The sequence below is a fragment of the Microbacterium sp. KU4F genome (assembly GCF_056868075.1).
On record NZ_CP200324.1, the window covers coordinates 2,697,423 to 2,717,050 of the forward strand.

At 69.9% G+C, this 19,628-nt stretch carries 20 protein-coding genes and 1 pseudogene; 11 read left to right on the forward strand and 10 right to left on the reverse strand.

Annotated features, from left to right (window positions below):
• Positions 1-108: 108 nt before the first annotated feature.
• The gene (locus AC1VNH_RS13620; RefSeq protein WP_483111961.1) at positions 109-1,557 is read left to right on the forward strand and encodes an MFS transporter; all 1,449 of its coding nucleotides are present in this window, start codon (positions 109-111) and stop codon (positions 1,555-1,557) included.
• Positions 1,558-1,568: 11 nt separating this feature from the next.
• On the opposite strand, the gene AC1VNH_RS13625 is transcribed toward AC1VNH_RS13620, so the two are convergent.
• Positions 1,569-1,751: a hypothetical protein gene (locus tag AC1VNH_RS13625; protein WP_243226711.1), complete on the reverse strand. Its 183-nt coding sequence runs from the start codon at positions 1,749-1,751 to the stop codon at positions 1,569-1,571.
• A gap of 147 nt (positions 1,752-1,898) precedes the next feature.
• Here AC1VNH_RS13625 and AC1VNH_RS13630 point away from each other — a divergent pair, with 147 nt between their 5' ends.
• Positions 1,899-2,357 carry a MarR family winged helix-turn-helix transcriptional regulator gene (locus AC1VNH_RS13630; RefSeq protein WP_483111962.1) on the forward strand — a complete coding sequence of 153 codons (459 nt, stop codon included), beginning with the start codon at positions 1,899-1,901 and terminating at the stop codon, positions 2,355-2,357.
• On the opposite strand, the gene AC1VNH_RS13635 is transcribed toward AC1VNH_RS13630, so the two are convergent.
• Both AC1VNH_RS13635 and AC1VNH_RS13640 read right to left on the reverse strand, forming a co-directional pair.
• Positions 2,326-2,649 (reverse strand): DUF7882 family protein, encoded by a 324-nt coding sequence (locus AC1VNH_RS13635; RefSeq protein ID WP_243226713.1) that lies wholly within the window; start codon positions 2,647-2,649, stop codon positions 2,326-2,328. The genes AC1VNH_RS13630 and AC1VNH_RS13635 overlap by 32 nt on opposite strands.
• Positions 2,650-2,699: 50 nt before the next feature.
• Positions 2,700-3,197: a DUF6328 family protein gene (locus AC1VNH_RS13640; RefSeq protein ID WP_483111963.1), complete on the reverse strand. Its 498-nt coding sequence runs from the start codon at positions 3,195-3,197 to the stop codon at positions 2,700-2,702.
• Positions 3,198-3,301: 104 nt separating this feature from the next.
• Here AC1VNH_RS13640 and AC1VNH_RS13645 point away from each other — a divergent pair, with 104 nt between their 5' ends.
• A complete protein-coding gene (locus tag AC1VNH_RS13645) occupies positions 3,302-3,526 on the forward strand; it encodes a hypothetical protein (protein ID WP_483111965.1) in 225 nt (74 codons plus the stop codon).
• A 4-nt stretch (positions 3,527-3,530) separates the two neighbouring features.
• Here the strand turns inward: AC1VNH_RS13645 and AC1VNH_RS13650 are convergent, their stop codons facing one another.
• On the reverse strand, positions 3,531-3,848 hold the full coding sequence (locus AC1VNH_RS13650; protein ID WP_274287275.1) for a YbjQ family protein: 318 nt from the start codon (positions 3,846-3,848) through the stop codon (positions 3,531-3,533).
• Positions 3,849-4,053: 205 nt separating this feature from the next.
• Between AC1VNH_RS13650 and AC1VNH_RS13655 the strand changes: the two genes are divergently transcribed.
• From AC1VNH_RS13655 to AC1VNH_RS13685, 7 genes and pseudogenes are all read left to right on the forward strand, one after another.
• Complete coding sequence (locus AC1VNH_RS13655) at positions 4,054-4,194, forward strand: hypothetical protein (RefSeq protein ID WP_483111967.1); 141 nt, start codon at positions 4,054-4,056, stop codon at positions 4,192-4,194.
• Positions 4,191-4,280, forward strand: a complete 90-nt coding sequence (locus AC1VNH_RS13660) for a potassium-transporting ATPase subunit F (RefSeq protein WP_137418923.1) — start codon at positions 4,191-4,193, stop codon at positions 4,278-4,280. The genes AC1VNH_RS13655 and AC1VNH_RS13660 overlap by 4 nt, the downstream gene beginning before the upstream one ends.
• Entirely contained in the window at positions 4,280-5,962 is a 1,683-nt protein-coding gene (gene kdpA, locus AC1VNH_RS13665) for a potassium-transporting ATPase subunit KdpA (RefSeq protein ID WP_483111968.1), read from the forward strand. Before AC1VNH_RS13660 ends, kdpA begins: the two co-directional genes overlap by 1 nt.
• Before the next feature lie 2 nt (positions 5,963-5,964).
• Positions 5,965-8,128: pseudogene (gene kdpB / locus AC1VNH_RS13670) on the forward strand (potassium-transporting ATPase subunit KdpB).
• Between the two features lie 21 nt (positions 8,129-8,149).
• On the forward strand, positions 8,150-8,758 hold the full coding sequence (kdpC, locus tag AC1VNH_RS13675; RefSeq protein WP_483111970.1) for a potassium-transporting ATPase subunit KdpC: 609 nt from the start codon (positions 8,150-8,152) through the stop codon (positions 8,756-8,758).
• Positions 8,759-8,964: 206 nt separating this feature from the next.
• Positions 8,965-11,475 (forward strand): DUF4118 domain-containing protein, encoded by a 2,511-nt coding sequence (locus AC1VNH_RS13680; protein ID WP_483111972.1) that lies wholly within the window; start codon positions 8,965-8,967, stop codon positions 11,473-11,475.
• Complete coding sequence (locus tag AC1VNH_RS13685; protein WP_483111974.1) at positions 11,472-12,143, forward strand: response regulator; 672 nt, start codon at positions 11,472-11,474, stop codon at positions 12,141-12,143. The genes AC1VNH_RS13680 and AC1VNH_RS13685 overlap by 4 nt, the downstream gene beginning before the upstream one ends.
• Before the next feature lie 7 nt (positions 12,144-12,150).
• On the opposite strand, the gene AC1VNH_RS13690 is transcribed toward AC1VNH_RS13685, so the two are convergent.
• Together AC1VNH_RS13690 and AC1VNH_RS13695 are read right to left on the reverse strand one after the other, a co-directional pair.
• A complete protein-coding gene (locus AC1VNH_RS13690; protein WP_274287282.1) occupies positions 12,151-12,573 on the reverse strand; it encodes an organic hydroperoxide resistance protein in 423 nt (140 codons plus the stop codon).
• A 40-nt stretch (positions 12,574-12,613) separates the two neighbouring features.
• Positions 12,614-13,057 carry a MarR family winged helix-turn-helix transcriptional regulator gene (locus tag AC1VNH_RS13695; protein ID WP_483111976.1) on the reverse strand — a complete coding sequence of 148 codons (444 nt, stop codon included), beginning with the start codon at positions 13,055-13,057 and terminating at the stop codon, positions 12,614-12,616.
• A gap of 144 nt (positions 13,058-13,201) precedes the next feature.
• Between AC1VNH_RS13695 and AC1VNH_RS13700 the strand changes: the two genes are divergently transcribed.
• Positions 13,202-14,065, forward strand: a complete 864-nt coding sequence (locus AC1VNH_RS13700) for a sulfurtransferase (protein WP_483111978.1) — start codon at positions 13,202-13,204, stop codon at positions 14,063-14,065.
• A 1,290-nt stretch (positions 14,066-15,355) separates the two neighbouring features.
• Here AC1VNH_RS13700 and AC1VNH_RS13705 read toward each other — a convergent pair.
• Genes AC1VNH_RS13705 through AC1VNH_RS13720 form a run of 4 tightly spaced genes read right to left on the reverse strand, consistent with a single transcriptional unit; the run spans position 15,356 to position 19,609 of the window.
• A complete protein-coding gene (locus AC1VNH_RS13705; RefSeq protein ID WP_483111980.1) occupies positions 15,356-16,699 on the reverse strand; it encodes an NtaA/DmoA family FMN-dependent monooxygenase in 1,344 nt (447 codons plus the stop codon).
• Between the two features lie 26 nt (positions 16,700-16,725).
• On the reverse strand, positions 16,726-17,913 hold the full coding sequence (locus AC1VNH_RS13710; protein WP_483111982.1) for an acyl-CoA dehydrogenase family protein: 1,188 nt from the start codon (positions 17,911-17,913) through the stop codon (positions 16,726-16,728).
• Positions 17,913-18,575, reverse strand: coding sequence for a methionine ABC transporter permease (locus AC1VNH_RS13715; protein WP_243226730.1), 663 nt, complete (start codon positions 18,573-18,575; stop codon positions 17,913-17,915). The genes AC1VNH_RS13710 and AC1VNH_RS13715 overlap by 1 nt, the downstream gene beginning before the upstream one ends.
• Positions 18,575-19,609 (reverse strand): methionine ABC transporter ATP-binding protein, encoded by a 1,035-nt coding sequence (locus AC1VNH_RS13720; RefSeq protein ID WP_483111984.1) that lies wholly within the window; start codon positions 19,607-19,609, stop codon positions 18,575-18,577. The genes AC1VNH_RS13715 and AC1VNH_RS13720 overlap by 1 nt, the downstream gene beginning before the upstream one ends.
• Positions 19,610-19,628 lie beyond the last annotated feature (19 nt).

A 19,628-nucleotide genomic window follows, 5' to 3' on the forward strand; every position in this document is an offset into this window, starting at 1 on the left:
CGCGTACTCCTCGGCGCCGCCGAGGTCAAGGTTCCATCGGGGTGCGCGGGGCGGGAGTAGGAATATCGGCGGCAGGGGCAGCGGTGCCGCCTGCGGAAGGAGTGAGCCATGTCGCTGCAGCCCACCGAGATCCGATCCCTCGTCCCCGCCCGCATGGATCGCCTGCCGTGGTCGAGATTCCACTGGATGATCGTGGTGGGCTTGGGCTTCTCGTGGATCCTCGACGGACTCGAAGTGCAGATCGTCGCGGCGACGGGATACGCGGCGACCCTCGGCATGGGCTCGTTCGAGGTGGGGCTCGCCGCCACCTTCTACCTGCTGGGGCAGGTCACCGGCGCCCTCGTGTTCGGACGATTGACCGACAAGCTCGGGCGCAAGAACCTCTTCCTCATCTCCCTCGCGATCTACCTCGTCGGCAGCGCCGTCGCCGGCCTCGCCTTCGCCCCGTGGTTCTTCTACATCTGGCGCTTCGTCGCCGGGGCGGGCATCGGCGGCGAATACGCCGCGATCAACTCGGCCATCGACGAGATCATCCCCGCCAAGTACCGCGGACGCGTCGACATCGCGATCAACGGCACCTACTGGGGCGGCGCGGCGCTCGGCGCTGTGGCCAGCTCCTTCTTCCTGAACCAGGACATCTTCGCGGAGGACCTCGGCTGGCGGCTGAGCTTCTTCGTGGGGCCCGTGCTGGGCATCCTCATCATCTGGCTGCGTCGCCACATCCCGGAGAGCCCGCGGTGGCAGATGACGCACGGACGCGAGGAGGAGGCCGAGCGCGGCGTCGACGAGATCGAGGAACGCATCCGCAAGGAAGGCAAGGAGATCCCGCCCGTCGACGAGAGCAAGGCGATCGTCGTCAAGGAGTACGGTCGCGTGCCGTTCCTCGTGATCGCCAAGGTGCTGTTCCGTCAGTACCCCCGGCGCACTCTGGTCGGGGTGACGATGATGGTGACGCAGTCGTTCCTGTACAACGCGATCTTCTTCACCTATGCGCTCGTACTCGAGAACTTCTACGACGTCCCACCCGCGTCCGCATCGCAGTACTTCATCGTCTTCGCGCTCGGCAACCTGGCCGGCGCGCTCGTGCTGGGGCACTTCTTCGACACGTGGGGCCGGCGACGGATGCTGTTCGGCACCTACGTGCTCGCCGGGCTCATCCTGCTGGTCAGCGCCTTCCTGTTCCACGTCGGCGCTTTGGATGCGGTGACGCACACGATCTTCTGGTGCGCATCGTTCTTCTTCGCCTCCGCCGGGGCGTCGGCGGCGTATCTGACCGTGAGCGAGATCTTCCCGTTGGAGCTGCGCAGCCAGGTGATCTCCTACGTCTTCTCGATCGGCCAGCTCGTCGGGGCCGCGGCGCCCGCGCTCTACGGGGCCCTGATCGGGAACGGATCGGATCGAGGGCCGCTCTTCTGGGGATACGTGCTCGGCTCCGCGGTGATGATCCTCGGCGGTGTGGTGTGCGGCATCTTCGGCGTCAGCGCCGCCGGCAAGTCGCTCGAGGACATCGCCGATCCGCTCTCCCTGGTCGACGCGAAGGGCAGGGGTCGCGAATGACTCGGCGGTTCTCAGCCGTCCTGGCGGCGCAGCGCGCGCAGGCGCGGGAAGCTCTCACGCCACGACGCACGTGCAGCGGGGATGTCGCCGACCAGCACGACCGCAGCCGGGGAGCGCGTGTCTCCCAGCGCGTAGCCTTCGGGGAGGTCGTCCACGAGCTGCCCGGCTCGGGGTCCGCCGTCCAGCATGTACATCCCGGCAGGATAGCGCGCGGCGATATCGGGGGGCCGAGGGGTTGCGCAAAACCGCGTCGTCGTTCTCTGCCCCGGGTTGTGGTCCTCCCGCCGCTCGGCGAGGATGGTCGCTAGAGAGACTAGTAGTTAATCCAGGAGCGGAGTGACATGGCGGGCGCGACGGCAGAGGAACGCACCATCGATCCGGCGGTCTCGGCCATCGAACGGCTGAGACTCGCCGAGGCCAGCCTCAGTCGCCGTCGCCAGACCGCCTGCGGCCCGAGCGAGAACGCGCGCGCCGCGATGCGTCTCATCCTCGAACGCGCGGATGCGGGCGAGGATCTCACCCCCGGCGACATCGCGGAATATCTGGGTGTCTCGCCTGCGGCGGTCAGCGGCATCCTCGACAAACTCCACGCCGGCGGGCTCGTGACCTTCCGGATCAACCCGGACGATCGCCGCAGCAAGCTCGTCGTTCCCTTCGACCGCGACACCGACATCGACGATCTGGATCCGGTGGGCGCCCGCATCCGCGAAACCGTCGGGGAGCTCGACCCGGATACGTCGGCGGCGGTGGTTCAGCTGATGGAGAAGATCACGCAGGCTGTCGATGCGGAGTGTCGCTGACCGCCGGCTCGGGCGACAGCGTCAAGCCGTGAGGTCCATTGGCCTCGGCCATCATGGCGTCCACCCACTCCCGGTTGAGGGCGGGGTTGCGGCTGCCGTAGAAGGCGAACACCAGGGAGATGCCCGGGTGCACCCAGAGGCTGCGGGTACCGATGCCGCTGGTGTCGGCCAGGTGCAGCAGGAACGGCTCGCCGCGGCGCAGCTTGTTCATGAAGACGAGGCGCAGGTGGGCGAGGGCCCGGTCGTCGATGTCGAAAGACTGGCTTCCACCGTCGTAAAGTAACTGGCCCATTGCCCTAAGGTAACCCCGGGTGGGCGCTTAACTAATTCTGTTTAACTAGCTTAACTACTGTGGGTATCGTGCCGGAACCGGCGGGGGAGGACGACCCAGAGCCCGATCACGAGCACGGCGCCCACGACGAGGGCTATCGCGCCCGCCGCCCGGCCGAGCACGACATCCACGATGAGGGCAGTGACCCCGAGGCTGAGCAGGGCGATCACGGCGAGGTCGACCGCGATGATCCGCGCGGCGACCCGCACGAGCGCCGGTTTCATCCGGCGCGCGAAGACGGTCCGGTGCAAGGTGACGGGAGCGAGGGCGAGGAGGGTCGAGAGGCCCGCGAGCACGACGAGCGAGATGTAGAGAGCGACCTGCAGGCCGTCGAGGTCGGTGAAGCGGGGCTGGAAGGCGACGGCGAGCAGGAACCCGGTGAGGATCTGGGTGCCGGTCTGCATCACGCGAAGCTCCTGCATGAGTTCGTCCCAGTTGCGATCCGCCCGCTCGTTCGCGCTCTCGTCGCGACCGTCTCCCGGTACGGCATCGTGCGCTCGCTCCGACATGTCGCCTCCCTCCCGGACGTGACTAGCAGATCGTTCGTTCGGCTGCCAGGGGCACCCGGATGTCGGAGGTGCGACGCAAGCTTTCGGATGTGGAAGCTCACACGATGATCCAGCAGGTGCCCGCCGCGGCGCCGCGGGCGCTGTGGGTGCAGGTCGAAGACGGACTCCACGTCGCCAGCACCGCGTCCGCGTTCGTCGGCACCGTCACCGAGAAGGCGAACGGCTTCGAGGCCGTCGACGGGCTCGGCACCTGCCGAGGTGTCTTCGGCAGCATCGACGACGCCAAGGCGGTGCTCGAGGCGGCCGCCTACGCCGACGCGATCCTCTGACGCGTCAGGCGATCGTCACCGCGGTTCCGTAGGCGCAGACCTCCACGCCCCCGGTGTCGCCATAGTCGTTCGTCTCGAACCGGAACGCGACGACGGCGTTGGCACCCTTCTGCTGGGCCTCCGCAGCCAGGCGCGACAGTGCCTCGGTGCGGGTCTCCTGCAACAGCTCGGTGATGCCCTTCAACTCGCCACCGGCGAGAGCCTTGAACGACGCGCCGATGTTCGAGCCGATATGGCGCGAGCGCACGGTGAGGCCGAAGACCTCGCCGTGCACCTCGGTGATCGTGCGACCGGGGATGTCGTTCGTTGTGACGATGATCATGCGCCACACCCTAGGGCAGGGCGTCGCTCGGGCGACAGGGTGTCTGCGAGGAGCGCGGCGGATGAGAAGGGCGTGAGGATCCGCACGGCGGGCGTTCGGATTCCGTAAGGACGACGGGATGCGGCCCGCCCAGGGCGTTCGATCGACGAGTGCCCCGAGTGGGGCGCCCGCGCCGACTGCGCGGCCTTGTCCCCTGGAGAGTCCCGTGCTCGATCTCGTCTACGTTCTCGCGACGCTCGCGCTCTTCGCGCTCGTCGCCCTCGTGCTGAAGGGGGTCGACGCCCTGCAGGCGGGCGACCGCGCGACGACCCGTCACGCCGCCGCCACCCGGAGCGAGCGCGCATGATCGTCATCTCCCTCGTCGCCGCGGCGCTGGCCGTCGCTGCCGTCGTCTATCTCGTGATCGCGCTCGTGCGCCCGGAGAAGTTCTGATGGATGCGGAGTCGATCACCTTCGGCGTCCTTCAGATCGCGACCCTGCTGCTGGCGCTCGGGCTCGCCTACCGGCCGCTCGGCGATCTCATCGCCTTCGTCTTCACCTCGCCCCGGCATGCGCGGATCGAACGCGGCGTCTACCGTGTGATCGGCGTCGACGCGGATGCGGAGCAGAGCTGGCAGGCCTACGCGCGCGGCGTGCTGATCTTCTCGGCGGCCGGTGTGCTGCTGGTCTACCTCCTGCAGCGCACGCAGCAGTTCCTCCCGTACGCGCTGGGCCTTCCTGCGGTGCCGGAGGGGCTCGCGTTCAACACCGCCGTCTCCTTCGTCACCAACACGAACTGGCAGTCGTACTCGCCCGAGGCCACGCTCGGCTACACCGTGCAGTTCGCGGGGCTGGCCGTGCAGAACTTCCTCTCGGCGGCCGTCGGGCTCGCCGTCGCCATCGCCCTCGTGCGCGGCTTCGCGCGGCGCGGATCCGGAACGATCGGCAACTTCTGGGTCGATCTCGTTCGCGGAGTCGGCCGCATCCTGCTGCCCCTCGCGATCGTGGCGGCGATCGTGCTCATCATCGGCGGAGTCGTGCAGAACGTCGCGGGGTTCACCCCCGTCGACACCATCGGCGGTGCGGTGCAGAACCTGCCCGGCGGCCCCGTCGCCTCGCAGGAGGCCATCAAGGAGCTCGGCACGAACGGCGGCGGCTTCTTCAACGCCAACTCCGCGCATCCCTTCGAGAACCCGACCCCGTGGACCAATCTCTTCGAGATCTTCCTCATGCTCGTGATCCCCGTGTCGCTGCCTCGCGCCTTCGGTCGGATGGTGGGTGACAACCGTCAGGGGTACGCCATCCTCGCGGTGATGGGGACGCTGTTCGCGGTGTCGCTGTCACTGATGACCTGGTTCGAGGTGCAGGGCTTCGGCAGCGCGCCGCAGCTGGCGGGCGGGGCGATGGAGGGCAAGGAGACGAGGTTCGGCATCTGGGCGTCCACCCTGTTCGCCACCTCGACGACCGTCACCTCCACGGGTGCGGTCAACTCGATGCACGACTCCTTCACCGCGGGCGGCGGCGCCATGGCGATGATCAACATGATGCTCGGCGAGGTCGCGCCGGGCGGCGTCGGGTCGGGGCTGTACGGGATGCTGATCCTCGCCGTGATCGCGGTGTTCATCGGCGGCCTGCTCGTAGGCCGTACGCCCGAGTACCTCGGCAAGAAGATCGGTCCCAGCGAGATCAAGCTCGCGAGCCTGTACATCCTGGTGACTCCCGTGCTCGTGCTCGCCGGCACCGCGTTGAGCTTCGCTCTGCCGGGCGTGCGCGACGACGTCGAGTCCACCTCGATCCTCAACCCCGGGCTGCACGGCTTCAGCGAGGTGCTCTACGCGTTCACCTCGGCGGCCAACAACAACGGCTCCGCGTTCGCAGGCCTCACCGCGAACACCCCGTGGCTCAACACCGCTCTCGGCGTCGTGATGCTGCTCGGACGCTTCGTCCCGATCGTGCTGGTGCTGGCGCTCGCGGGCTCGCTCGCCGCGCAGGAGCGCATTCCCGGCACCTCGGGCACCCTCCCGACCCACCGGCCGCAGTTCGTCGGCCTCCTCGTGGCCGTGAGCGTGCTCATCACCGCACTCACCTATTTCCCCGTTCTCACGCTGGGTCCCCTGGCGGAAGGGCTTCTGTGACCATGTCCCCACTTCCCGCATCCCCCGATCTCGCCCGTCCGACCGAACCCGCGACCCCCAGCGGCGCGCAGGGCCCCCGTCGCGCGTTCGGCGCGGCGCAGATCGCCGTGGCATTGCCCGGCGCGCTCGCCAAGCTCAACCCCGCAGCGCTGTGGCGCAACCCCGTCATGTTCCTCGTGTGGGTCGGCGCCGCCCTCACGACCGTCATCGCGATCGCGGAGCCCTTCCTCGGCGGCCCCGAGAGCACAGGCGGCTCGGTCGTCCCGTTCGGCTTCACGTGGGGGATCGCCCTCTGGCTGTGGCTCACCGTGATCTTCGCGAACCTCGCCGAGGCCGTCGCCGAGGGGCGCGGCAAGGCGCAGGCGCAGGCGCTGCGCTCGACGCGCACGAGCACGATGGCCCGGCGCCTGCTCGCCTATGACCCCGAGCGCGACCGCGCAGCCGAGAAGACGGCGACGACCGAGGTCGCCTCGAGCGAGCTGACCCTCGGCGACGTCGTCGTGGTGTCGGCGGGTGAGCTCATCCCGGGCGACGGCGACATCGTGTGGGGCATCGCGACCGTCGACGAGTCCGCCATCACGGGCGAATCGGCGCCCGTCGTGCGCGAATCCGGCGGCGATCGCAGTGCCGTCACCGGCGGCACCCGGGTGCTCAGCGACCGCATCGTCGTGCGCATCACCTCCCGCCCCGGCGAGACCTTCGTCGACCGCATGATCGCGCTCGTCGAGGGCGCCTCGCGCCAGAAGACGCCCAACGAGATCGCCCTCAACATCCTGCTGGCGAGCCTGTCGATCGTGTTCGTGGTCGTCGTGCTGACGCTGAACCCGATCGCGTCCTACGCGGCCCCCGTCTCGGTGCCGGTTCTCGTGGCGCTGCTCGTCTGTCTGATCCCGACCACGATCGGAGCCCTCCTCTCCGCGATCGGCATCGCCGGCATGGACCGTCTCGTGCAGCGCAACGTGCTCGCGATGTCGGGCCGTGCCGTCGAGGCGGCGGGCGATGTCACGACACTGCTGCTGGACAAGACCGGCACGATCACCTACGGCAACCGCCGCGCCACCGCGTTCGTCGCGCTGCCGCAGATCGATGCGCAGGAGCTGGCCCGGACGGCCGCGCTCTCCTCGCTCGCCGACCCGACCCCCGAGGGCACCTCCGTCGTCGACCTCGCCCGCACGCAGGGCATCGACGCCGTCGAACCGGAGGGTGCGGTGGTCGTGCCCTTCACCGCGCAGACCCGGATGAGCGGGCTCGACCTTCCCGACGGCACCCGCATCCGCAAGGGCGCCGGCTCCGCGATCATCGCGTGGGTCGAGTCGGAGGGGAGCGTGATCGCCACGGCGACCAGGGCGCAGCTGACCAGCGAGGTCGAGGCGATCTCGTCCGCCGGCGGCACGCCGCTCGTCGTCGCGGTGGCGGATGCGGCGGGCACCCGCATCCTGGGCGTCATCCACCTCAAGGACATCGTCAAGGAGGGGCTCCGCGAACGCTTCGACGAGCTGCGTGCGATGGGCATCCGCACCGTGATGATCACGGGCGATAACCCGCTCACCGCCCGGGCGATCGCCGCCGAGGCCGGCGTCGACGACTACCTCGCCGAAGCCACCCCCGAGGACAAGCTGGCCCTCATCCGCAAGGAGCAGGCCGGCGGCAACCTCGTGGCCATGACCGGTGACGGCACGAACGACGCGCCCGCCCTCGCGCAGGCGGATGTGGGGGTTGCGATGAACACGGGGACGTCGGCCGCGAAGGAGGCTGGCAACATGGTCGACCTCGACAGCGACCCGACCAAGCTGATCGACATCGTCCGCATCGGCAAGCAGCTGCTCATCACCCGCGGCGCCCTCACGACGTTCTCGCTCGCGAACGACGTCGCGAAGTACTTCGCGATCATCCCGGCGATGTTCATGGGCGTCTTCCCCGGACTGGCGGCGCTGAACGTCATGCAGCAGCTCGCCCGCATCCGCCGTCACGAGCGCGATCATCTTCAACGCGATCGTGATCGTGTTCCTCATCCCGCTGGCCCTGCGCGGCGTGAGGTACCGGCCGGCCTCCGCGTCGCAGGTGCTGACGCGCAACCTCCTCATCTACGGACTCGGCGGCGTGATCGCCCCGTTCATCGGCATCAAGCTCATCGACCTCGTCGTGAGCCTCATCCCGGGCTTCTGAGCCCTCTCTGGAGACGACACCATGTCCCTTCGTTCCGCTCTCCGCCAGTTCGGCGTCGCCGTGCGCACCCTGCTCGCGGCGACCCTTGTCCTCGGTGTCGGCTACACCGGGCTCATCACGGGCGTCGGCCAGCTCGCGCTGCCCGCGCAGGCCAACGGCTCACTCCTGACGGACGCAGCCGGCACGGTGGTCGGCAGTGCCTTGATCGGCCAGTCGTTCACGGATGCCGACGGCGCAGCCCTCCCGCAGTACTTCCAGTCGCGGCCCTCCGCCGCCGGCGACGGCTACGACGGGGCGGCGTCGTCCGGGTCCAACCTCGGTCCCGAGAACCCCGACCTGATCGACGCGATCGCCCAGCGCCGGCAGGCGGTCGCCGAGCTCGAGGGCGTGGATCCCGCATCCGTGCCGGTCGATGCGCTCACCGCATCCGGGTCCGGGCTCGACCCGCACATCAGCCCCGCCTACGCGGACCTGCAGGTGGCGCGCGTCGCCCTCACGCGCGGGCTGGACGAGGCCGAGGTGCGCCGGCTCGTGGCCGCGCACACCACCGGTCCCGACCTCGGGTACCTGGGCGAGCCGCGGGTGGACGTGCTCGAGCTGAACCTCGCGCTCGACGCCCTGAGCCGGTGACGGGGTGCGTCGCCCCGCTCGCCCGCCGGCCCCGCTCGCCTGCTGGACCCGCTCGCCTGTCACAAATCGACGCTCCCGGCTCGATCTACGACAGGCGAGCGGGTGGTGGTGTTGCTCGCCTGTCACAGATCGACGCTCGCGGATCGATCTGTGACAGGGGAACAGGCGGCGTGGGGGAGATTCGTGGCGGAGATTAAGGTGAGGGCATGAAGCGCGGGAAGCTGCGCGTGCTGCTGGGCGCGGCGCCGGGCGTCGGCAAGACGTTTCAGATGCTGCGCGAGGGCGCGAGGCTCACCCAGGAGGGCCACGACGTCGTCATCGCCGTCGTCGAGACCCACGGTCGGGCAGCCACGGCCCAGCAGGCCGAGGCGCTCGCGCAGATCCCGCGTCGACGGTGGGCCCACCGCGGTGTCGAGCTCGACGAGATGGACGTGGATGCGGTCATCGAGCGGCATCCCGACGTCGCCCTCATCGACGAGCTCGCCCATACGAACGCCCCGGGCTCGCGCAACGAGAAGCGTTGGCAGGACGTCGAGGAGGTGCTCGCGGCGGGCATCGACGTGATCACCACGGTGAACGTGCAGCACATCGCCTCGCTCGGCGACGTCGTGGAGCAGATCACCGGCGTGGCGCAACGCGAGACCGTGCCCGACACGGTGGTGCGCGGTGCCGACCAGGTCGAGGTGGTGGACCTCGCGCCGCAGTCGCTGCGGGACCGCCTGTCGGCCGGACTCGTCTATCCCGCCGAACGCGTGGATGCGGCGCTGTCCAACTACTTCCGGCTCGGCAACCTCACGGCGCTGCGCGAGCTCGCGCTGCTGTGGCTCGCCGACGAGGTCGACAGCGCCCTCAACGACTACCGCAGCGCGAACGGCATCCGCGGCACCTGGCAGACGCGCGAGCGAGTGGTCGTCGCGCTCACGGGCGGTCCGGAGGGCGAGACGCTGCTGCGTCGCGGCGCGCGGATCGCGGCGCGCTCGGCCGGTGGCGAACTGCTGGCGGTGCACGTGTCCAGCGCCGAGGGGCTGCGCCGTGCGACGCCGGGCGCGCTCGCGCAGCAGCGCGCGCTGGTCGAATCTCTCGGCGGCACGTACCACCAGCTCGTCGGCGACGACGTCCCGCGCGCCCTCGTCGACTTCGCGCGCTCGGTCAACGCGAGCCAGCTGGTCATCGGTGTCAGCCGCCGCTCCCGGTGGACGGCCGCGGTCACCGGCCCCGGCATCGGCGCCACCGTCATCCGGCTCTCGGGCGACATCGATGTGCACATCGTGAGCCACGCCGCCGCCGGTGGACGGATGCGGCTGCCCTCGGTGCAGCGCGGGGCGCTGAGTGTGAAGCGCCGCATCCTCGGCTTCGTGATCGCCCTGACGGTCGGCCCGCTGCTGTCGGCGCTGCTGTTCACGTTCCGCAGCGATGAGTCGATCACCTCGGACGTGCTCGCGTTCCAGCTGCTCGTGGTGGTGGTCGCGCTCGTGGGCGGCATCTGGCCGGCGCTGTTCGCCGCGGTCCTGTCGGGGTTGACGCTGGACTTCCTCTTCGTCGCACCGACCTTCACGGTGTCGATCGCGCATCCGTTGCACGCGCTCGCCCTCGGGCTCTACGTCGTGATCGCCATCTTGGTGAGCTACATCGTCGACCAGGCCGCTCGCCGCACTCGCCGTGCGGAACGCGCCGCCGCGGAGTCGGAGCTGCTGGCCACTGTGGCCGGGTCCGTGCTGCGCGGCGAGAGCGCCGTGCCCGCCCTCATCACCCGCACCCGCGAGGCGTTCGGTCTCGCGGGGGTCCGCCTCGTCGCCGCCGACGGAGAGGTGATCGCCACCGACGGCGAGCCGGTGCGCGGCGGTGACTTCACGACACTCCCCGTCGGTGAGGCAGTGCTCGAACTGCACGGACCCGACCCGGATGCGTCGGCCCGGCGCCTGCTCGACGTGATCGTCGCGCAGCTCGCCGCCGCCCTCGAGCACACCGACCTGTCGGCGGCGGCACGAGAGGTCGACGCGCTCGCCGCCACCGACCAGGTGCGCACCGCTCTGCTGTCCGCCGTGAGTCACGACCTGCGCCGCCCGCTCGCTGCCGCGGTCGCCGCCATCGGAGGCCTACGCGCGGCGGGGGCCCACATGAGCCCCGCGGATCGGCGCGAGCTGCTCGAGACCGCCGAGGAGAGCCTTGCGACCCTGTCGGCGCTCGTGACCGACCTGCTGGACGTGAGTCGTGTCGAGGCCGGCGTGCTCGCCGTCGCGCTCGCGCCGGTGGATGCCGCCGGCTCCGTCCTCGCCGCCCTCGACGAGCTGGGGCTCGGTCCCGGCCGGGTCGAGCTCGCGCTCGACCCGGCGCTGCCCGCGCTCGCCGCCGATCCCGTGCTGCTGCAGCGCGTGATCGTCAACGTGCTCGCCAATGCGGCGCGCCACTCGCCGCCCGACGCGCGGGTGCGCGTGGCGACCAGCAGTCTCGGCGCACGGGCCGAGATCCGCATCGTCGACCGCGGAGTCGGGGTGCCGGCCGATCGGCGAGACGACATGTTCGCGCCCTTCCAGCGCCTCGGCGACACCGACAACACGGTCGGACTCGGGCTCGGTCTCGCGCTGTCTCGCGGCTTCACGGAGGGCATGGGCGGCACGCTCACCGCGGAGGACACCCCCGGCGGCGGGCTCACCATGGTCGTCTCGCTGCCGCTGTGGCCCGCGGATACGGCACTCGAGGGGAGGATGGGCTCGTGAAGATCCTGGTCGCGGACGACGATCCGCAGCTCGTGCGAGCCCTGCGGATCACCCTCGCCGCGCACGGCTACGACGTGGTGGCAGCCGCAGACGGCGCGGCGGCGATCACGCTGGCGGCGCAGTCGCATCCCGACATCGTGCTGCTCGATCTCGGGATGCCGCACCTCGACGGGGTGCAGGTGATCGAGGCGCTGCGCGGGTGGACCCAGGCGCCCATCATCGTCGTTTCCGGCCGCACCGGCTCCGCAGACAAGGTGGACGCCCTGGATGCGGGTGCCGACGACTACGTGACCAAGCCGTTCCAGATCGACGAGCTGCTGGCACGCCTGCGGGCGCTCGGGCGGCGAGCCGCCGCATCCGTCGACGATCCTGTCGTGCGCTTCGGCGACGTCGAGCTGGATCTGGCGACGAAGACCGTCACCCGCGCGGGTGCCCGGGTGCACCTGACCCCCACGGAGTGGCGGATGCTGGAGTTCCTCGCGCGGCATCCGGGCGCCCTCGTGACGCGCCAGAGCCTGCTGAAGGAGATCTGGGCGAGCGAGAACGTCAACGACTCGGGGTATCTGCGCCTCTACATGTCGCAGCTGCGCAAGAAGCTGGAGGCGGACCCCGCCAGTCCGGTGCATCTGCTCACCGAGACCGGAATGGGATACCGCCTCCAGGTCTGAGGGGGCGTCAGTCCTCGACGACGCGGACCGTGACCTCGATGTTGCCGCGGGTGGCGTTGGAGTAGGGGCAGACCTGGTGGGCGGCGTCGGCGAGAGCCTGCGCCTGGTCGGCGGGGAGGTCGGGGATGACGACCTCGAGCTCGACGGCCAGCTGGAAGCCGCCCTGGCCGTTGGAGCCGATGCCGACGCGCGCGCCGACGCTCGTGTCGTGGATCGCGACCTTCTGCATCCGGGCGACCGACAGCAGAGCGCTGTGGAAGCAGGCCGAGTAGCCGGCGGCGAACAGCAGCTCGGGGTTCAGTGCGCCGCCCGCTCCGCCCATCTCCTTCGGAACACGCACGTCGGCGTCGAGCAGCCCGTCGCTCGTGGCGACGTGGCCGTTGCGGCCGTCTCCGGTGGCGAGGGCTTCTGCGGTGTAGAGGATGTCCATGGGGGATACCTTTCGTTGATTCTTCGGGGGGTCTTCGGGGTCAGTCGGCGTCGGCGTGCAGCGTGTCCGTGAGCGAGTGGAGCGCCGTCAGCAGTGCGCGGGCGGCATCCGGCTCGAGTCCGTAGCAGTTCCACATCTGGGAGGGCAGGTCGGACATCTCCGCACGCAGGGCCGTGCCGCGCTCGGTCGTTGCGACCGTCACGACGCGCCCGTCACCGTCGTCGCGGGTGCGGCTGACGAGTCCCGCCTTCTCGAGGCGCTTGAGAAGCGGCGACAGCGTGCCCGAGTCCAGGCCGAGGCTCTCGCCGAGCTGGCTGACGGTGCGCGGCCCGCGGTCCCAGAGTTCGACGAGCACGAGGTACTGCGGGTACGTGAGCTGCCACGGCTCGAGCAGACGGCGGTACACCTGGGTCGTCGCCCTGCTCGCCGAGTACAGCGAGAAGCACAGCATCCGATCCAGTGCCGGTCCGGTCGTCTCCGTCATGGCAAAAGCATTGCACGCAATTGAGTTGTGCGCAATTCAATCCCGTGGCGACGATGGCGACGATCTGTGACGGGGTGTGACGTCGGGTGACGTGCTGTTGCGGCGGGTCGTGAACGCCGGATGCCGGGCGTGCAGGCTCGCGGTATGACGTCCCCACCCGTCATCGACCCCCACGACCTGCGCGACGCCCTCGCCGCCGCTCGGCGCCCCGTGCGGCTGCTCGACGTGCGCTGGCGGCTCGACCTGCCCGAGGGGCGCCCGGCTTACCTCGCCGGGCACCTGCCCGGGGCCGTCTACGTCGACCTCGAGCGCGAGCTCGCGCGTCCCGGACATCCGGAGGAGGGCCGGCATCCGCTGCCGACGCTCGCCGACCTGGAGCGTTCCGCGCGGGCGTGGGGAGTGGAGGCGGGGGATCTCGTCGTGGCGTATGACGACAACGACGGCGTTGCTGCGGCGCGTGCCTGGTGGCTGCTGCGCCGCCGAGGCGTCGATGTACGCGTGCTGGACGGCGGATTGCGCGCCTGGATCGGATCCGGCGGGCTGCTGGAGGGCGGCGATGTGCGTCCGGAGCCGGGGAACGTCCGGCTCGCCGACGCCGATCCCGGGGTCGCCTCGATCGAGGCCGCCGCGCGCGCTCCGCAGCACGGCGCGCTGATCGACGCGCGTGCACCGCAGCACTACCGGGGTCTCGCTCCCACCGCCGATCCCGCCGCCGGTCACATCCCGGGCGCGATCAACGTGCCGACCCTCGCCCACATGCAGGCCGACGGGCGGCTGCGACCTGCCGCCGAGGTGCTGCGGACGCTCGCCGATGCGGGTGTTGACGCATCCGCCGAGCTCGTCTTGACGTGCAGCTCGGGCATCGCCTCGGCCCACAGCGCGCTCGCGCTCGCCGCGGCGGGCATCGATGCGCGGGTGTTCCCCGGTGGCTGGAGCCGCTGGTCGCGCACCTCGGGGCGTCCGATCGCCGTCGGCCCCACGCCCTGGGGTGAGGTCTTCGCCCGCTGAGCCCGCCCTCGGGCGGCCTCGAGCCTGTGCCCCACCGCGCGTGTGCCCCGCCGTGTGTGCGCGCCGCCGTGTGTGCGCCCCTCCGCGTGCGTGTTCCGCCGTGTGGGTGTTCCGCCGTGTGTGCCCCGCCGTGTGCGTGTCTCAGTTGTGCACGCGGACGGGCGCTTTCCCGTGAAGCGTTGAGACACGGAAGTCTGCGTCGGTCGGGCGGATCGATGCGTGTCTCACTTGTGCACGCTTGAGGGGGCTTCTGCGTGAACGGTTGAGACACGGAGGTCTGCGTTGGTCGGGCGGGTGAACGCATGTCTCAGTTGTGCACGCGAACGGGCCCTTTCCCGTGAAGGTTTGAGACACGGAAGTCTGCGTCGGTCGGGCGGGTGAACGCATGTCTCAGTTGTGCACGCGAACGGGCCCTTTCCCGTGAAGGTTTGAGACACGGAAGTCTGCGTCGGTCGGGCGGATCGATGTGTGTCTCACTTGTGCACGCGAACGGGCCCTTTCCCGTGAAGGTTTGAGACACGGAAGTCTGCGTCGGTCGGGCAGATGGATGCGTGTCTCAGTTGTGCACGCTTGAGGGGGCTTCTGCGTGAACGGTTGAGACACGGAAGTCTGCGTCGGTCGGGCAGATGGATGCGTGTCTCAGTTGTGCACGCTTGAGGGGGCTTCTGCGTGAACGGTTGAGACACGGAAGTCTGCGTCGGTCGGGCAGATGGATGCGTGTCTCAGTTGTGCACGCTTGAGGGGGCTTCTGCGTGAACGGTTGAGACACGGAAGTCTGCGTCGGTCGGGCAGGCGGATGCGTGTCTCAGTTGTGCACGCTTGAGGGGGCTTCTGCGTGAACGGTTGAGACACGGAAGTCTGCGTCGGTCGGGCAGACGGATGCGTGTCTCAGTTGTGCACGCTTGAGAGGGCTTCTGCGTGAACGGTTGAGACACGGAGGTCTGCGTTGGTCGGGCGGATGAACGCATGTCTCAGGTGTGCATGCGGGCGGGCGCTATCCCGTGAACGGTTGAGACACGGAGGTCTGCGTTGGTCGGGCAGACGGATGCGTGTCTCACTTGTGCACGCGGGTGGGCGCTTTCGCGTGAACGGTTGGGACACGCAGGCCGGGGCGGCCGGACGACGGGATGCGCGCGAGCACGGATGCGGCGGGCCATAAGCGAGCACGGATGCGGCGGGCCATAAGCGAGCACGCATGCGACGAGCCGCGCGCGAGCACGGATGCGACGGGCTGCGCGCGAGCACGGATGCGACGGGATGCGCGCGAGCACGGATGCGGCGGGATGCGGGTCAGCGGCGGGCGGGGTGCGTTGCGGGGAGGCGATCGCCGGTGCCGAACAGGCGATCGCGCAGGGTGGTGGCCTGGTCGTCCTCGCGGAGCCGCCCGCGCCGGCGTAGCTCGGGTACGACGAGCTCGGCGACATCGCGGAGCGTGTCGAAGGAGTGGTACTGGCGCAGGTTGATCCCGTCGATGCCGTCCTCGTCGAGCCACCGTTCGATCTCGTCGGCCACGACTCCGGGGGTGCCCACCACGAAGTACCGGTCCTCGCGGCTGCGCCGGAACCCGTCGAGAGTCTCCGCGACCGTCCGTTCCGGCGGGAGGCCGAGGCTGTCGACGCCCACACCCGCCAGCGCTGCCGCCTCCGCGACGGTCAAGGACCCGTCGAACGCCGTAAGGTCCAAGGGCACGCTGGCGTGCGCGAGGATGCCGTCGAGGCTCGTGAACTGGCGGTAGGTGTCCCACTTGCGCGCCGCCTCCGCCTCGGTCCGCCCCACCACGATGCCCGCCTGCACGAGGAAGCGGAGGTCGTCGGCGGAGCGGCCCGCGACGATGGCGGCGTCCCGCATCCGAGCCCTGTTGCGTCGGAAGTCCGCCGCGCTCTTGCCGCCGGTGAAGACCACCTCGGCGTGGCGGCCCGCGAGGGCGATCCCGGCGGGAGAGCCCGTGGCCTGGAACAGCACGGGGGTGCGCTGCGGTGTCGGCTCGACCAGGTGCGGACCGGCGACACGGAAGTTCTCGCCGACGTGGTCGATGTAGTGCACCCTCGTCGGGTCCGATACGAGGCCGCCGTCCGCGTCGAACAGCACGGCGTCCTCGTCCCATGAGCGCTCCCACAGGGCGTAGACGACCGAGAGGAACTCATCGGCGATCCGATACCGCTCATCGTGCGGGATCTGCTCGTCCAGGCCGAAGTTGCGCGCGGCGTTGGGCAGGTAGGAGGTGACGATGTTCCACCCCACCCGCCCCCGCGTCAGCGCGTCGAGCGTCGACATCCGTCGGGCGAAGGCGAACGGCGGTTCGTAGCTGGTGGAGAAGGTGACACCGAACCCCAGGCGGCGGGTCACGGCGGCCATGAGCGGCACGACCAGCAGCGGGTCGTGGGAGGGGATCTGCAGCCCCTCGCGCACCGCCGTCTCGGGCCCGCCGCGGAACACGTCGTAGGCGCCCACGACGTCTGCGAGGAACACGGCGTCGAAGCCGCCGTCCTCGGCGAGCTGGGCGAGCTCCTGCCAGTACGCGATCTCGCCGTGGCGGTGGCGGTTGTTGCCGGGCAGGCGCCAGAGCCCGTGGGTGATGTGGCTCACCGTGTTCATCTCGAACAGGTTGAGGATGAGCTTCTTCGGCTCGGGCATGGATCTCTCTTACGGTCGGGAGGGGCTCAGGAGGCGGGAACGGATGCGGCGGCACGCGTCCCGGCGCCCGGGGCGGCCCAGCTCGGACGCGTCCCGTCCAGCTCGAAGCGTCCCACGGCCGCCACACGCTGTAGCACAGGGTTGTGCGAGGCGATGGTGCGAACGTTGCGCCAGTGCCGATCCAGACCCAGTTCCCGCGAGGTGGCGCTCGCGCCGCCCACCTCGAACAGGCGGCTGGTCGCAGCCAGTACGCTCTCGGTGACCGTGTGCTGCGCGCGATAGACGTCCAGCTCGGCCTCGGCCAGCAGCTCCGCGTCGCGACGGGATGCGGCTGCCTCCAGGTCGGCGGCGACGCCGAGCACGACGCGCCGGGCAGCGGATGCGGCCGCGCTGATCTCGCCGACCACGAGATGCACGAGCGGGTCGTCGATCGGACGCGTCTCGCCGGCATGGCCGAACGTGCGGCGACGCGGACGGACGAACGCGACGGTGTCGGCGACCGCTCGCTGCGCGATTCCGGCGACGACCGCCAGCAGGCTCAACTGGTACACGCCGCGGAGATAGCGGTGGCGATCCTCATCCTCCGGCGTCACGCGGAAGACGTCAGCGGGATCCACCGCGACGGCGTCGAGGATCGTCGTGCCGGATGCGGTCAGCGGCTGACCGAAGCCGTCCCAGTCGTCGATGATGCGCACGCCTGCAGCATCCGAGCGCACGGCCAGCGCGACCCGCTCGCCGGACGCATCGATCGCGGCGACGTGCACCCAATCGGCGTAGAGCGAACCGGTCGTGTAGTGCTTGGTCCCCGTCACGCGCAGGCCGTCGTGCCCCGTGTCGACCAGGCGGGTCGTCAGCTCCGCCGTCTCGGCGCGCTCGCTGAACGCGTTGCCCATCACCTCGCCGGCCGCGAGGCGCGGAAGCCAGCGTGCAGCGGCGTCGGTGTCCCAGCCGCCCCAGCGCAGCTGCTCGACGAAGGCGATGTGGCCGCGCCAGATGTGGGCGAGGTTCGAGTCCACCTCGGCGAGCTCCACGATGCGCCCCAGTACCTCGGCGAGCGAGGTGTCGGCGCCGCCGGCGGTGCGCGGCAGTCGCAGCGCACCGAAGCGCTGCGTGCGCAGCTCGTCGACGGCCGCGAACGGAAGGATTCGCTCGCGCTCCCGCTCCGCCGCACCCACGCGCCATCTCGCGAGCAGGTCGTTCCATGTGTCGGTCATCAGTGCATCACCTTTCGCGAGACCCAGTTGCCGAGCAGCTGGGCGGCCTGGACGAGGACGATCAGGACGACGACGATCACGAGCACCACGAACCAGTCGAAGCGTTGGTAGCCGTACTTGAGCGCGAGGTCGCCGAGCCCGCCGCCGCCGATCGCACCGGCGACGGCCGTGGTGTCGACGAGAGCGACGACGATGTAGGTCAGTCCCAGCGTCAGCGGTCCCATGGATTCGGGGAGCACGACGGTGAACAGCACGCGCACAGGGCTCGCCCCCATCGCCACCGCCGCTTCTATGGCCCCCGGATCGACCGCGACGAGGTTCGACTCGACGATGCGGGCGATGGCCATGGACGCCACGATCGTGATCGGCACGGTCGCCGCGAGCGGCCCGATGCTCGTGCCGATCAGCAACCTGGTGAGCGGGATGATCGACACCGCCAGGATGATGAACGGCACCGGCCGCACGATGTTGATGACGAGGTTCAGACCGCCGAAGACGACCCGGTTGGCAAGCAGGTTACCCGGCCTGGTCGCGTACAGGAGCAGGCCCAGGCCGAGTCCGAGGATCGTGGCGAGGGTGAAGGAGATCGTCACCATCAGCAGCGTTTCGAACAGCGCTCGGCCGATGCGCGGGAGCAGGGCGTCGAGGTAGGCCGCATCCATCAGCGTGCTCCTTCCAGTTCGGTGACCAGCGCCGCATCCCGAAGATCTGCGAGCGCGCGATCCACGTTCTCGTCGGTGCCGAGCAGCTCGACCGTGAGACTTCCGAACAGACGCGCCTGCAACTCGTCGACGCCGCCGTAGACGACGTTCACGTCCACGTCGTGTGCGCGGGAGATGCGGGAGAGGAAGGGATCGTTCGACTCGCGGTTCTCGATGTGCAGCTGTACGAGGCGCCCGGTGTGCACTGTGCGGATGCGGCGGACGGTCTCCGTCGAGGGCAGATGGTGGAGCACGGAGGCCACGAAGCGCCGTGAGGTGGGATGCTGCGGGTGCGCGAACACGTCGTACACGCTGCCCTGCTCGACGACGTGGCCCTCCTGCATGACCGCGACGCGATTGCAGACGTCGCGGATCACCTCCATCTCGTGGGTGACGACGAGGATCGTGATGCCGTACTCCGCATGCACGCGGCGCAGCAGATCCAACACCTCGCCCGTGGTCTGTGGATCGAGCGCGCTCGTGGCCTCGTCGCTGATGAGCACGTCGGGGCGGTTCGCGAGTGCGCGAGCGATGCCCACGCGCTGCTTCTGCCCGCCGGAGAGCTGCGAGGGGTACTGGAGTGCCTTGTCGGACAGCCCCACGAAGTCGAGCAGCTCGGCCACCCGGTCGATCGTGTCGCTCTCGGAGACGCCCGCGAGCCGCAGCGGGTACGCGATGTTCTTGTAGACCGTGCGTGAGCGCAGCAGGTTGAACTGCTGGAAGATCATGCCGATCCGTTGGCGGGCGCGACGCAGCGCCGCCGCATCGAGTGCCGTGATCTCCCGGTCGCCCACGAAGACCCGTCCGCTTGTCGGACGCTCGAGTGCGTTGACGGTGCGAAGGAGCGTGGACTTGCCGGCGCCGGAGTACCCGACGATCCCGTAGATGTCGCCGGCATCGATGGCGAGGTTCACGTCGTCGAGCGCGGTGAGGGTGCGCCCGCGGGTCGTGGCGAAGGTCTTCGAGACGTGCTCGAAGCGGACGGCGGTACTCATGCTCCTCCAGGGAGTGGGT